The sequence below is a fragment of the Bacillus sp. CPT56D-587-MTF genome, from assembly GCF_058792335.1.
Genome location: NZ_JBYTEF010000001.1, coordinates 4,801,666 through 4,814,658, shown reverse-complemented (window position 1 = coordinate 4,814,658; position 12,993 = coordinate 4,801,666). Strand labels below are relative to the sequence as shown.

The following is a 12,993-nucleotide window of genomic DNA, read 5'->3' as shown; positions in this document are numbered from 1 at the left end:
CCATTTGTAGTTTTCGTGTAAAATTAGGAAATAAAACTTTTTATAAGGCAGGTACGAAAATGAAAATAGCTATTGTTACTGATAGTACGGCATATATACCGAAGCAAATTCGTGATGAACTCAATATATATATGATTCCATTAAACGTTGTGTTTGGAACAGAATCTTATCAAGAAGAAGCTGAAATTTCAGCAGATGATTTTTATGTGAAAGTACGTGAACAAGAGGAACTTCCAAAAACTTCTCAACCAGCAATCGGAAAGTTTGTTGAGCTATATGAAGAACTAGCTAAAGATTATGATGCAGTTATTAGTATTCACCTATCAAGTGGAATTAGTGGTACATATCAAACATCAACGACAGCTGGACAGATGGTAGAGGGTATTGATGTATACACGTATGACTCTGAAATTAGTTGTGAAGTACAAGGATTTTATGTGCGTGAAGGTGCAAAGTTAGCAAGTGAAGGAAAGAACCCAAAAGAGATTATCGCTCGTTTTGATGAAATGAAGAAAACGATGGACGCCTATTTTGTAGTTGATGATTTACATCATTTACAACGTGGTGGTCGATTGAATAGCGCGCAAGCTTTCATCGGCAGTCTGTTACAAGTGAAGCCAGTTTTATATTTTAGAGATAAAATCATTATTCCGTTTGAAAAGATTCGTACACGTAAAAAAGCATTAAAACGTATCATTGAAATTTTTGATGAGCAAGCAAGTAAAGGTGTACCTATGGAAGCAGTTATCATTCATGCACAACGTGAAGAAGAAGCGAATGAATGGAAGAAAGAATTAGAAGCAAAATATCCTCACGTCACAATTCGTACAGGTTATTTTGGAGCTGTAATTGGTACGCACTTAGGTGAAGGTGCATTAGGTCTTGGATGGTATACGAAGTAATAAAGATATAAAAAGCTCTCTTTTTAAGAGGTTTTTTTTACGGGTATGTTACGTTTAGTTGACAAGTTAATATTTGGAAATGGTAAAATAAAATAATGAGGAAAGTTTTATAACTTACTTTTTACAAGAAACTATATTATAATAGAAGAGAGGTGAAACATATGGAGCATAATTCTTGTTTATGTCCAAAGTTTGAGTCAGCTTTTACTCTGCTTAGTAAGAAGTGGACTGGCTTAATTATTAAATCTTTGCTTGAAGAGTCGAAACGTTTTAGAGAAATCGCAGATATTATCCCAAATATGAGCGATCGTATGTTGTCAGAGCGTTTGAAGGAATTGGAAAGCGAGGGCATTGTAGTTCGTAATGTCTATCCAGAAGTACCAGTTCGAATCGAGTATGGCTTAACTGACAAGGGGAAAGCGTTAGAAAGTGTTATGGATGAGGTCCAAAATTGGGCTGAGAAATGGATGAAGTAGCATTTCATTTGTATTCGTATATTTAATAAAACGTAAGGGATTCCTTACGTTTTTTCTTTGTTTATAGAAGTAAGAAAAGTATGTAAATTTCTACACATACATACAAAAATATACGCATTTTGCGCTAGAGCTACATATAATATTACATTTGTTTTACAAAAACGTAACATTAGCAAAAAAAATCCCGAATTATGGTATAAATTTTATAGGTTATATACGGAAAAAGAAAAAAGAAAGCGGTGTAAAAAATAAAATGAAAAAGCTAAAAATGGCATCTTGCGCATTAGTTGCAGGGTTAATGTTTTCTGGGCTAACACCAAATGTATTTGCAGAAGATAAAATTTCTGACGTGAAATCACAAATTAATACACAAAATGACACTTTACATAAACAACAACAAGAACGTGATGAATTACAAAAGCAAATGAATGACTTAAACAAAACAATTCAAGGTTTAGATAAATCTGTTCAAGAGAATGCTGCAAAGCTTGATGAAACAACGAAAAAAGTTGCTGATACTGAGCAATTAATTGAAAAGAAAAATAAAGATATTGCAGAATTACAAACAAAGATTGCAAAACGTGAAGAACTATTAAGAAAGCGTTTAGTTGCACTTCAAGAACAACCAAATACGAACGTTGTAACAGAAGTTCTTGTAAACTCTAAAAACATTGCAGATTTAGTTGATCGTTTAACTTCTGTTTCTAAAATTCTTGAGTCTGATGAAGATATCATGAAAACACAACAAGAAGATCAAGCTAGTGTGAAAAAAGATGTTGCAACGGTAAAAGAGAAACAAAAAGAATTAAAAGAAGCACAAGCTCAAATTGAAACTGCTAAGAAAGATCTTGACGCTGAAAAAGCGAAAAAAGAAACTGCAGTAAATGATTTAAGCGGTAAAATGGAAACAGTTGTAACTACAATGACAAGTACGGAAAGCCAATTAAAAGAGCTTGAGCAACAGGCATTAAAATTACAACAAATTGCTGAAAAAGAAGCGCAAGAAAAAGCTGCACAAGAAGCTGCTGCTCAAAAGCAAGCAGAGCAAGCTGCTAAAGACGCGCAAGCTCAGCCAGCACAGCAACCAGCGGCGGCTCAACCAGCACAAACGCAAGCTCAACCAGTAGCTCCAGCAAATAATGCTGTACAAGCTCCAAAAGAAGAGTCTAAAAAAGAAGAACCTAAAAAAGAAGAAGCGAAAAAACCAGCACCAGTAGTAACAAATGATGGTGGCGGAAGACAAGATGTTGTTGAAAAAGCTAAAGGCTTAGTAGGTCTAAAATACGTATGGGGTAGTGCGTCAATTTCAAACGGTGGTTTTGACTGCAGTGGTTTAATCTCTTACGTTTACGGTTTAGGTCGTCAAGATACTAGAAGTCTATGGAGTTCTGTACAAAAAATCAGCCCATCTGAAGCAAAACCAGGAGACCTTATCTTCTTACAAGGCACATATAGAGCGGGCGTATCTCACGTTGGAATTTACATTGGTGGCGGTCAAATGATTCATGCTGCTGATGAGTCAACAGGCGTTGCTTATGGTAGCGTAAATAGCTCTTACAACCAAAAACATTTCTTAGGTTACGGAAGATTATAGAATTATAATTCAATAAAAAAAGTGTATAAAGTCGATAGCTTACTATTTTATAAGTAGGTTATCGGCTTTTTTGAGTTTTTACGAGATGATGAGAAAGGTTTATAGTAGTGCTGGAGGTGATTGTTGATGGTAGCGGGGAAACAGTTGCTATTAGAAGAACTTTCTTCAGATTTACAGAGGAAATTAAACGATTTGAAAAAGAAGGGAGAGATCGTATGTGTACAAGGTGTAAAAAAGAAGAATTCTAAATATATGTGCCAACGCTGTGGAAATGTAGATCGGCGGCTATTTGCGTCGTTTTTATGTAAAAGGTGCAGTAAAGTGTGCACATATTGCCGGAAGTGTATAACGATGGGGAGAGTAAGTGAATGTGCTGTACTTGTTCGCGGGATTGCTGAAAGAAAGAGAGAAAAGAATTCAAATTTGTTACAGTGGAACGGGACGTTGTCTACTGGCCAGAATTTGGCGGCGCAAGGAGTTATAGAGGCTATTAAGCAAAAAGAATCATTTTTTATTTGGGCTGTATGCGGGGCTGGGAAAACAGAGATGTTGTTTTACGGTATTAACGAAGCGCTTCAAAAAGGAGAAAGAGTTTGTATCGCAACGCCAAGAACGGATGTTGTTTTGGAATTAGCACCGAGATTACAAGAAGTATTTCCATATATAAAGGTAGCGGCTTTATATGGAGGGAGTGTAGATAAAGAAAAAGATGCAGTACTAGTCGTTGCGACCACGCATCAATTATTACGTTATTATAGGGCGTTTCATGTCATAGTTGTAGATGAGATAGATGCTTTTCCATATTGTGCAGATCAAATGTTACAGTACGCGGTAAAACAAGCGATGAAAGAAAAAGCGGCGCGTATTTATTTAACTGCGACTCCAGATGAAACGTGGAAGCGAAAATTTAGAAAAGGTGAACAAAAAGGTGTTATTGTTTCTGGACGATATCACCGTCATCCGTTGCCAGTTCCTCTATTTTGCTGGTGCGGAAATTGGAAGAAAAGCCTCAACCGTGAAAGAATTCCTCGAGTTTTACTACAATGGTTAAAGATGTACTTAAACAAAAAGTATCCTGTTTTTTTATTCGTTCCCCATGTACGATATATAGAAGAAATAAGCTCGTTATTGAAATCATTGCATAATAAAGTTGAAGGGGTACATGCAGAAGATCCGATGAGAAAAGAGAAAGTCGCAGCGTTCAGAAAGGGAGAAATCCCATTATTAGTTACAACGACAATTTTAGAGCGAGGCGTAACGGTGAAAAATTTGCAAGTTGCAGTTTTAGGGGCGGAAGAAGAAATATTTTCAGAAAGTGCGCTCGTACAAATTGCGGGCCGAGCAGGGCGGAGCTTTGAAGCACCATATGGAGAGGTCATTTATTTTCACTATGGCAAGACAGAGGCGATGGTGCGCGCGAAAAAACATATTCAAGGTATGAATAAAAATGCGAAAGAACAAGGATTGATCGATTAATGCATTGTTTACTTTGTGATGAGTGTTTTGTAGAAAAGGTTAGTTGGTACACTTTTTTTGTAAAGTGTCATAGAAAATATATATGTGATAGATGTGAGCAGAAACTTTCCTATATTATAGGAGAAATTTGCATGGAGTGCGGGCGACCTTTAGAATTTGTTCCTGTCTCATTTCAAGAAGACGGTATTTGTATAGATTGTATAAGGTGGATGAAAGAGGAGAAGTATCGTTCTTTTAAAAACCGTTCGTTATATATGTATGATGATGAGATGAAAGAAATAGTAGCGCAGTTTAAGTTTCGGGGGGATGCAGAGTTAGTGCACATTTTTTATCGTCCTTTTCGAAGTTTATTTCAAAAGTGTTTTGCCAATGTTTCAACTGTTATCGCTGTTCCGCTTAGTAAGGAAAGGGAAATTGAACGTGGTTTTAATCAAGCTGAGTTATTAGCAACTTGTTTGCCTGTCAAAATTTCTTATCCATCATTAAGAAGAAGGGAAACAGAAAAGCAAAGTAAGAAGACACGTAAAGAAAGGGTGTCAGGAAGCAATCCTTTTTATTTTCAGGGAGAGGAGATGTTTTCTGGGCAACATATTTTACTCGTTGATGACGTGTATACGACAGGGATTACAGTTAGGCAAATCGGAAGTTTGTTATATGAAAGAGGGGCAAGGGAAGTATCTAGTTTGACACTTTGTAGAAGTTAATATGACAGTGTCGAAAGCGATAATAAAAAGGCGATAAGTCTTCTTTGACTTCATATGTTGTCATTCGTTATAGTCAAAATATGGGGCGAATGCCCTGATTTTTAGAGTGAAGGGAATGGAATGAACATGCAAGGAAGAGTGAAATGGTTCAATGCAGAAAAGGGATTTGGGTTTATTGAGCGTGAAGATGGTGACGATGTATTTGTCCATTTTTCTGCTATTCAACAAGATGGGTATAAGTCATTGGAAGAAGGGCAACAAGTAGAGTTTGACATTGTAGATGGAGCACGTGGACCACAAGCAGCTAATGTTGTGAAACTGTAGGGTATATTGTTTTGGGAAGAGAAAGCTGCGTTTGTGGCAACGTTATATATATGTAGTAGAACCTCTTGTTTTTCGCAAGGGGTTTTTGTTATAGGGTAAGTTGTCAAAAAGTTGTTTCTTTTCTGTAACGAATTGTCCACAGAAATATTCGTTATTCACGATGTTAATAGGATAAAATAAAGATAGAAACGATGCATCTTTTCATTTCAACAAAAAACGATAAAAAAATCGCAATTCCACTAATTTTTTTAAAAAAGTTAGAAGGAGTTTTTAAGCCAATGTCGAAATTATAGTACATAGGCTTGAAAGGAGGAATTCATCTATGAAATTCAACATTCGTGGTGAAAATATTGAAGTAACTCCAGCATTAAAGGAATATGTAGAGAAAAAACTAAGTAAGTTAGAGCGTTATTTTGATACATTCCCAGAGATTAAAGTTAATTTAAAAGTATACTCTGACAAGCAACGTGTCGAGGTAACAATTCCATTTACTGATTTATTACTTCGTGCAGAAGAAACTAATAGCGATATGTACGCTGCTATCGATTTAGTAGTTGATAAAATTGAGCGACAAATTCGTAAACATAAAACAAAAGTAAATCGTAAGTTACGTGAGAAAGGTTCTATAAAAACGAACTTTATCCTTCCGGAAGCAGTAGCTGTTTTGGATGAGGTAGAAGAAGATGAATTAGAACTTGTACGTACAAAACGATTCGATTTAAAACCGATGGACGTTGAAGAGGCAATCCTACAAATGGATATGCTAGGACATAATTTCTTCGTCTTCACAAATGCTGATACAAACGAAACTAATGTTGTATATGGCCGTAAAGATGGGAAATACGGTTTAATCGAAACTAAATAATAATTCGAAAGCGTAGCCGAAATGGCTGCGCTTTTTTGTATTGAGATTTTGAATGTGATTATCTCCATAAGTATGAACTTGTTAGGAGTATACTAATTTTGTTTAATTTAGCAATATTTTATAATTGTAAATAAAATATTAAGTTTTCTGGAATCAATTGATAGTGTATTTTGCTTTTGTTATCTTAAAATTGCATTATATAGATTTAATTTGTTTCTTTAGTAAAAAAATAAAATCAATATAATGCTACAAATTATCGGAGGTGCTTTTAGTGAGCATTAAGAAAAAAAGTCGTTTTATGTTTGGATCTGTTTTATCGTTAGGTATTTTAGCTAGTACTTTTGCTTTAACCGAACCTGCTAAGGCTGATACAAAGGATGATCATGTAGAATTTACCTTTAGACTTTGGAATGCATATGATTTTACTAATGCACGTCCTAAAGAGACACCTACTTCTATGTATATGCGTGTAAAGAGTAGTGAGAAGGGCGGTGGTTCTTTTAACGTTTGGACAGAAGCTGATAAAAATAAAGGTAAAGGTAATAGAGATTGGGTAAATGTTTCAGGTGAGTCGGGTAAGCATGAAGGAACGGTGAAACCAGGTAAAACGTATCTTTTCCAAAATTACGCATATGAAAACTATGGAAAAAATGTACCTGTGAGATTTGGTGGTTATTCTAGAGAAAATAATGCTTATCCTACTGCTTGGAGTCCTGATAGTGTAAGACCAAGTGGACCTTACACTGAATATTGATTTAGAAATTATAAATTGAAATTATTTATTGTGTAGTACTAGAAAAAGTCGTATAGTTCAGAGTCTTGATTATACGGCTTTTCCTGCTATTTCATTTTTAAAATAGGAGGAGTTGTAATGAGGTTTATCTCAAGATATATTTTAGTTTGTTTTTTTATATTGAGTATTAGTTTCTTAGTTTCTTGTCAAAAGAAAGTAGATGAACCGATTGTAAATATTGAAGATACTTTAACGGAAAAAGATAATTTGAAAAGTATTCAGTTACAAGAAATTAAGAAAAATACTATTGTTGAACAAGTGTTTTTAAAAAGTGAAAATGGTCATGATTTCTTTCAAGGTCAAATAGAAAGAAATGATAGCTTAATAGAGGATAAGCTTTCAAATAAAAAATTAAAGTCAGGAGTGATACCAGAAAATTATTATGTTTTTTTAACGGGTGTGACGAATAAGAAAAAACCAACGTATCTTTTGGGACGGATTGAACAAATTGATGGAAAAATAATTCAGTGGAAACAAGAAGTTAAGGGTGTAAAAAGAAAAGGTACAAATGATGTTTATCAGTATGAAGTTGAGTTTCCTAAATTTGAAGGAGAGAGAGCAAATGTTTCTTTTCGTTACATTTGGTTAAATAAAGAAAATAAATGTTATGGTGTTGCGGATCAATTGTTCATATTAAAAAAGATTTAAATTTAATGGTTTATGGAGGAGCTATAGATGAGTTACTTTTTAGGAAGGATTTTAAAAGGTAGGATGTTTTGGTTGTCTGTATTTATTATGTTAGTAATTGTTATTGCTCAATATATTGCTATGTTTGTGACAACTAAAGGATTTAATGATGCTGGGATTATAAAGGTATCTCCATATTTATCTAACATTTTACATTTTAATAGATTACCATTTTATAGTGAATTTTATCTACTTATATTTCCTATGATTTCTGCAATGGCTGTAGCTGGGATTTATAGAATTGATAAAAATTATGGATTTATTTATCCTGTCATTTCTAAGATGGGAACGCGTCATTATTTTAGATTACTTTATTGTATTAATTTTATAGTATCTTTTTTTATTATAAGTGTCCCTTTACTATTTCATTTTTATTTATATGCGATGACTTATCCGACAGTTGCTCCGCATCCGATATTAAATTATATGGCGGCTACTGTTTCACCAACAGCTCAATTTAATACGGTTTATTATGAGTATCCTACTTTATATTTTCTAATGTATGTATTTTTAAATAGTTTATACGGTGCAGTTTTTTCGAGTTTAGCTTTATCAGTTTCGTTTTTTATAAAACGAGTTTATTTTGTTTATTTAGTTCCATTTATTTTACATATTTTTTGGCTTGGTATTGGAAAAGGGATTCTCAATCCTAAAGATTATTTAATTAAAGATTTTGGCTTTTTTGAATTACAAATTTTTCTTAGTGTACTGTTATGTATTTGGTTTTGTTCTGTAGTTCTTTATTTACGGGGGAGTAGGAAGCATGTTCTTTTATAATGTTATGAAAGAAACTATAAGGATGAAATATGTTTGGTTAAGTATTCTCTTTTTACTTAATGTCAGTATCATTGGTTGTTTGTTCAATTATTTTGAAACCGGAATTATAAAAGAGAAAATGAACGAATTGGAAGTTTTGTATAAGGTTATGTCGTTTTATAATTTATCGACTATATTTATTCCTTTAACTATCGTTTTTTCTGTATATTCTATGTCGAATTTTTTTAGTATTTATGTTGTTTACAGAGTGAATAATGCATTGAAATTAGTTTCCATATATTATTTGAAGCTATTTGTTTTTGTTTACTTTTTTGCTGGGAGTATGATTTTACAGTTGTTTTTGATGTCAAATATGATGGCTGTAACTAGTGTTGATGTAAATTATCCATTATTATTTTGCATTCAATTATTTGCGAGTGTTTTTATATGTATGATAAGTGCTTTATTGCAATTATTTTTACCTAGTTTACTTGTAATAATATGTATGATTACTGCTGTTTTATTAGATAGATTTATATTACATGGATTTTTATTTACAAATGCTTTTTATATAAATGTCTTTGAAGATGCTACTGGTATATGTATACGCTTATTTGTCTGTCTTTTTATCTTTTTTATAAGTGTATGGATTTTATCTAAAAAAAGTTATATTTCTATGAATGATGAGACAGAGGTGATCTAGTTTACATTATGATCTTATATTATTTGTTAAAAAGAGATTTACATGTAAGGTTTCGAGATTCCATCAAGATAATGGCTTTTTTATTCTTAATTTATGCTATTATTGCAATTGCTTTTTTATACAATCAGCCTCTTAGTAATGGTAAAGAATCTGTATTAGTAGATGTTACCTTTTATCGATTTTTTCATGGAGTAGACTTTGTGGATTTATCTTATTTTTATAAGGAGGGGCGATTTTCTATCCCTTTTTATTGGATATTCTTTCAAATCACTCCTTTGTTGCTTGTAGGCAATTTTGCTTTTTCAGATATTCAACAGAATGGTGTTTATTTATTTCCTCGTGTTAAGAAGAAGCATTTTCTGTGGTTAACGAAAATGCTATCTTTGTTTTTTTACATAGTTTGTATTTGGGTTGTTATGTATTTTATTTGGTTTACGGTGTACTATTTGCTTACTTTTGGCGAGAGTTCTTTATATAGTCAATTTTCTTATAAAATATTAGGTACTATGCTAATTCAAATAATTATAAGTTTTTTATTAGCTTTGATTTTTGAGTTTTTAACTTTTTATATACTGATAACTATTGTTTTTGTACTAATGTTGTTGTACCTATTTTTGTCTATTTTCTTTCATAGTATTTATTTTTTAGGCTCTTTTGTTATGCCAAATCGTTGGTATTTTGTTGATCACAGTTCAATTCAATTGACTTTAGGTAATAATCAATCTATTCAATGGAATGATTTACTCCTAATAGGGGTAGTAATTGTTGTTGTAATGATTTTATTAGGTAGTTTTTGTTTTAAAAAACTAGATGTGATAGGTGAATAATTTATGGACAATTATATTAAATGTGAATGTATGACGAAAAGATTAAAAGGAAATGTTGTGTTAGATAATATTAATTTGTCAGTAAAAAAAGGCGAATTTTTAGTTTTGAAGGGGCATAATGGCTCTGGTAAAACGATGATTTTACGCGCTATCTCAGGGTTAATGCGTTTGAATTCTGGAGTTGTTTATATAGATAATGAAATAATTGGAAAACAAAAGCAATTTCCTGATTCTATGGGAATATTGATTGAATATCCAAGTTTTATTCCAGGGTATACTGGTTTTCAGAACTTGAAATTTTTATCATCGATTAACAATAAAATCTCCGATGAGGAGATTTATAATATTATTCAAAGGGTTGGGCTTGATAAAACAGATAAGAGAAAGTATAAAAGATACTCTTTAGGTATGAAACAACGTTTAGGGATAGCGCAAGCTTTAATGGAACAACCAAAATTACTGTTATTAGACGAGCCAACTAATGCTTTAGATAGTGATGGGATAAAAGATGTTTTAGATATTTTGAAAGTAGAAAAAGCCAAGGGAACGACTATTGTTGTAGCCAGTCATGATTTGCATGTTCTAGATAATGAAATGGTAGATCGTATTGTACATGTTAATAATGGAAAGTTGGTAGATTAAGAGTGACGAGAAAACATATCTTAATAAGTATTGGATTGTGTCTGTTGCTATGTATATTTGCTAGTTTATTAAGATTTAAAACATTAAATCTTAATAATGAATCTTATAAAGTGGTAAAAGATGAGTTTTTATCTAATAGAACTTTTGAAGATGGGCAAGGAGTTACGTTTCATGCACTTAATCCTCTTGATCCTACAAAAGTTTATGACCCCTATGAAGACCGTGAAGTAGTGACGTATGTTTTACCTTTAGATATTACAAATACAACAAATCGAGATATTAACTTGCTTAGTAATAAGTCTATTTCCGATACAATGTTTTATTCTAAAATAGGTGAGTTTTATAATTTAATCCCTTATTCAATGGAATTACCTAAAAAATATCAGTTTGATCCTGTAATACCTGCTGGTAAAACAGTACGAGGGTATATAGGGACAAATTATTTTATAGGAGATGACCCTTATAAAAATTATAAAAACTTTTCAAATGAATCAACTAAAGTGAAATTCATTTCGTGTATAAAAGATAAGGAAGGGAAATATCATGAATTAGAAATACCGATAAATTAATAAAATTTATGATTGATACAGCTATATTTTAATGTTGTTTGTAGATCTTGCAACATAACAATATCTTTTAAAGTCGGGGTTTTTTTGTAGGTGTAAGTATCTATGGATGCTACACCTGCGAAGTTTCCGGCTTTTTGTAATTGTTGATTTAGATTTTATGTAACTACTCAGCTACCTTTTGGTGTTTTTTTAAATTTTACTAGTTTCATATGCCTCCTATTTGTAAATACTGAGTATATCAAACAGGGAGGTGAATAGGATGGTCGATCGAAAAATCATTTTAGATGCATATAAAAAGGGACCTGAAGCTGTTATTTCTTTATTTGAAGAAACATTTTCTAAGTTAGAAAAACGGATACTCGAACTAGAAAATGCTTCAAAAAAAAACTCTACAAATAGTCATAAACCACCTTCTACAGATGGTTTGCGTAAGCCTGTTACAAAAAGTTTACGCAAATCGTCTCATCGTCAAACTGGTGGCCAGTTGGGCCACAAAGGACATACTCTTGGTTTGACAGCGACTCCAGACCATACAATTACGTATTCTCCTACATATTGTACTTGTTGTAACACGTCCTTACACCAAGAACCTGTAAAAGGATACCGCATTCGCCAAGTGTATGATTTACCACCTATCCAGATAGAAGTGACGGAACATAAAGTGTCACAAAAAGAATGCCCACATTGCCATGCCATCCAAGGAGCCCTGTTTCCTTCTACCGTCTCTCGTCCTGTCCAATATGGTCCAAATATAAAAAGACTGGTTCCTTATTTAACACATTATCAGTGTCTTTCTTTGAAACGCACAAAAGAATTCTTTCAAGATTGTTTTGGACATTCGATTAGTGAAGGAACTTTGATAAATCATACAAACAGTTTTTCGGCTCAATTACAGCCCTTTCTCCAAGAAGTAAAAGACAAGATTCTTCAGTCTCCTGTTGTCCATTTTGATGAAACCGGTATGCGAGTAGAAAATAAAACACAATGGTTACATACTGCTAGTACACCGGAGGTGACATTGCAACATATTCATCAAAAACGCGGAAAGGAAGCAATGAATGCGGGAGAAATTTTACCGTCTTTTTCTGGAATTGCAATGCATGATGGTTGGAAATCGTATGATGCGTATACAGATTGTCGTCATGTATTATGTAATGCCCATCTCTTGCGAGATTTGCAAGGAATTATAGATAGTACCGGACAAAAATGGGCACAACAGATGCAGAAATTTCTAACGCAGGCTTTCACGCTGAAAAAGCAATACAAAGGAAGTCTGCCAAAATCGGAGCAACAGAATCTATTTATCGTTTATCAATCCATATTGAAAGAACAACCAGTCTTTTCTGCAGAATTAAAAAAGAAAAGAAAGCAGACGCCTGCTCAAAATTTATGGAATCGCTTCGTCAAATATGCTGACAGAATTTTAGCATTCTTAGAACATCCAGACATTCCATTTGATAACAATCAAGCGGAACGGGATATCCGAATGACGAAAGTAAAACAGAAAGTGTCTGGAACTTTCCGAAGTAAAAAAGGCGCAGAATCTTTTTGTCAGATACGAAGCTTTATGAGTACCATGAAAAAACAAAAACAATCTGTCTTACAAGCGATAGGCCAGGTTATAGAAACCGGAACGATTCCTTGGAATCGCATGACTTTATAAGAGAATTTCTCT

Annotated in this window: 15 protein-coding genes and 1 pseudogene; 15 read left to right on the top strand and 1 reads right to left on the bottom strand. The window is 33.1% G+C overall.

Features of this window, described 5'->3' with window-relative positions; all coding sequences use genetic code 11:
• Positions 1–59: 59 nt before the first annotated feature.
• The 14 genes from AC3WVZ_RS24905 (at position 60) to AC3WVZ_RS24840 (ending at position 11,318) form a co-directional block, all read left to right on the top strand.
• Positions 60–902, top strand: a complete 843-nt coding sequence (locus tag AC3WVZ_RS24905; protein ID WP_000684725.1) for a DegV family protein — start codon at positions 60–62, stop codon at positions 900–902.
• A 161-nt stretch (positions 903–1,063) separates the two neighbouring features.
• Positions 1,064–1,378, top strand: a complete 315-nt coding sequence (locus AC3WVZ_RS24900) for a winged helix-turn-helix transcriptional regulator (protein WP_000400857.1) — start codon at positions 1,064–1,066, stop codon at positions 1,376–1,378.
• A gap of 148 nt (positions 1,379–1,526) precedes the next feature.
• Positions 1,527–2,972, top strand: coding sequence for a C40 family peptidase (locus AC3WVZ_RS24895; protein ID WP_233935550.1), 1,446 nt, complete (start codon positions 1,527–1,529; stop codon positions 2,970–2,972).
• A gap of 126 nt (positions 2,973–3,098) precedes the next feature.
• Complete coding sequence (gene comFA, locus AC3WVZ_RS24890; RefSeq protein WP_000225359.1) at positions 3,099–4,448, top strand: ATP-dependent helicase ComFA; 1,350 nt, start codon at positions 3,099–3,101, stop codon at positions 4,446–4,448.
• The gene (locus AC3WVZ_RS24885) at positions 4,448–5,152 is read left to right on the top strand and encodes a ComFC family protein (protein ID WP_033693505.1); all 705 of its coding nucleotides are present in this window, start codon (positions 4,448–4,450) and stop codon (positions 5,150–5,152) included. The genes comFA and AC3WVZ_RS24885 overlap by 1 nt, the downstream gene beginning before the upstream one ends.
• Before the next feature lie 126 nt (positions 5,153–5,278).
• On the top strand, positions 5,279–5,476 hold the full coding sequence (gene cspC / locus AC3WVZ_RS24880) for a cold shock protein CspC (protein WP_001990088.1): 198 nt from the start codon (positions 5,279–5,281) through the stop codon (positions 5,474–5,476).
• Between the two features lie 322 nt (positions 5,477–5,798).
• The gene (gene hpf, locus AC3WVZ_RS24875) at positions 5,799–6,341 is read left to right on the top strand and encodes a ribosome hibernation-promoting factor, HPF/YfiA family (RefSeq protein WP_000671185.1); all 543 of its coding nucleotides are present in this window, start codon (positions 5,799–5,801) and stop codon (positions 6,339–6,341) included.
• A 271-nt stretch (positions 6,342–6,612) separates the two neighbouring features.
• The gene (locus AC3WVZ_RS24870) at positions 6,613–7,095 is read left to right on the top strand and encodes a DUF2712 domain-containing protein (protein WP_000023374.1); all 483 of its coding nucleotides are present in this window, start codon (positions 6,613–6,615) and stop codon (positions 7,093–7,095) included.
• A 117-nt stretch (positions 7,096–7,212) separates the two neighbouring features.
• A complete protein-coding gene (locus AC3WVZ_RS24865; protein ID WP_233935548.1) occupies positions 7,213–7,782 on the top strand; it encodes a hypothetical protein in 570 nt (189 codons plus the stop codon).
• 27 nt (positions 7,783–7,809) lie between these two features.
• On the top strand, positions 7,810–8,598 hold the full coding sequence (locus AC3WVZ_RS24860; RefSeq protein ID WP_000120052.1) for a hypothetical protein: 789 nt from the start codon (positions 7,810–7,812) through the stop codon (positions 8,596–8,598).
• On the top strand, positions 8,585–9,280 hold the full coding sequence (locus tag AC3WVZ_RS24855) for a hypothetical protein (RefSeq protein WP_000466505.1): 696 nt from the start codon (positions 8,585–8,587) through the stop codon (positions 9,278–9,280). Before AC3WVZ_RS24860 ends, AC3WVZ_RS24855 begins: the two co-directional genes overlap by 14 nt.
• A gap of 71 nt (positions 9,281–9,351) precedes the next feature.
• Positions 9,352–10,107 (top strand): hypothetical protein, encoded by a 756-nt coding sequence (locus AC3WVZ_RS24850; protein ID WP_233936604.1) that lies wholly within the window; start codon positions 9,352–9,354, stop codon positions 10,105–10,107.
• Between the two features lie 3 nt (positions 10,108–10,110).
• A complete protein-coding gene (locus AC3WVZ_RS24845; protein WP_000371033.1) occupies positions 10,111–10,749 on the top strand; it encodes an ATP-binding cassette domain-containing protein in 639 nt (212 codons plus the stop codon).
• A 41-nt stretch (positions 10,750–10,790) separates the two neighbouring features.
• Positions 10,791–11,318, top strand: a complete 528-nt coding sequence (locus AC3WVZ_RS24840; protein ID WP_033671094.1) for a hypothetical protein — start codon at positions 10,791–10,793, stop codon at positions 11,316–11,318.
• Here AC3WVZ_RS24840 and AC3WVZ_RS24835 read toward each other — a convergent pair.
• Positions 11,315–11,464: pseudogene (locus AC3WVZ_RS24835) on the bottom strand (tyrosine-type recombinase/integrase); the annotation flags it as partial. The gene AC3WVZ_RS24840 and the pseudogene AC3WVZ_RS24835 sit on opposite strands and share 4 nt — an antisense overlap.
• Before the next feature lie 113 nt (positions 11,465–11,577).
• Between AC3WVZ_RS24835 and tnpC the strand changes: the two are divergent.
• A complete protein-coding gene (gene tnpC, locus AC3WVZ_RS24830; RefSeq protein WP_233935410.1) occupies positions 11,578–12,981 on the top strand; it encodes an IS66 family transposase in 1,404 nt (467 codons plus the stop codon).
• Positions 12,982–12,993: the final 12 nt, after the last annotated feature.

Coding starts and splice junctions, on each gene's coding strand:
- AC3WVZ_RS24905 (WP_000684725.1), top strand. CDS start 60: ATGAAAATAGCTATTGTTACTGATAGTACGGCATATATACCGAAGCAA.
- AC3WVZ_RS24900 (WP_000400857.1), top strand. CDS start 1,064: ATGGAGCATAATTCTTGTTTATGTCCAAAGTTTGAGTCAGCTTTTACT.
- comFA (WP_000225359.1), top strand. CDS start 3,099: ATGGTAGCGGGGAAACAGTTGCTATTAGAAGAACTTTCTTCAGATTTA.
- AC3WVZ_RS24885 (WP_033693505.1), top strand. CDS start 4,448: ATGCATTGTTTACTTTGTGATGAGTGTTTTGTAGAAAAGGTTAGTTGG.
- cspC (WP_001990088.1), top strand. CDS start 5,279: ATGCAAGGAAGAGTGAAATGGTTCAATGCAGAAAAGGGATTTGGGTTT.
- hpf (WP_000671185.1), top strand. CDS start 5,799: ATGAAATTCAACATTCGTGGTGAAAATATTGAAGTAACTCCAGCATTA.
- AC3WVZ_RS24865 (WP_233935548.1), top strand. CDS start 7,213: ATGAGGTTTATCTCAAGATATATTTTAGTTTGTTTTTTTATATTGAGT.
- AC3WVZ_RS24860 (WP_000120052.1), top strand. CDS start 7,810: ATGAGTTACTTTTTAGGAAGGATTTTAAAAGGTAGGATGTTTTGGTTG.
- AC3WVZ_RS24855 (WP_000466505.1), top strand. CDS start 8,585: ATGTTCTTTTATAATGTTATGAAAGAAACTATAAGGATGAAATATGTT.
- AC3WVZ_RS24850 (WP_233936604.1), top strand. CDS start 9,352: ATGGCTTTTTTATTCTTAATTTATGCTATTATTGCAATTGCTTTTTTA.
- AC3WVZ_RS24845 (WP_000371033.1), top strand. CDS start 10,111: ATGGACAATTATATTAAATGTGAATGTATGACGAAAAGATTAAAAGGA.
- tnpC (WP_233935410.1), top strand. CDS start 11,578: ATGGTCGATCGAAAAATCATTTTAGATGCATATAAAAAGGGACCTGAA.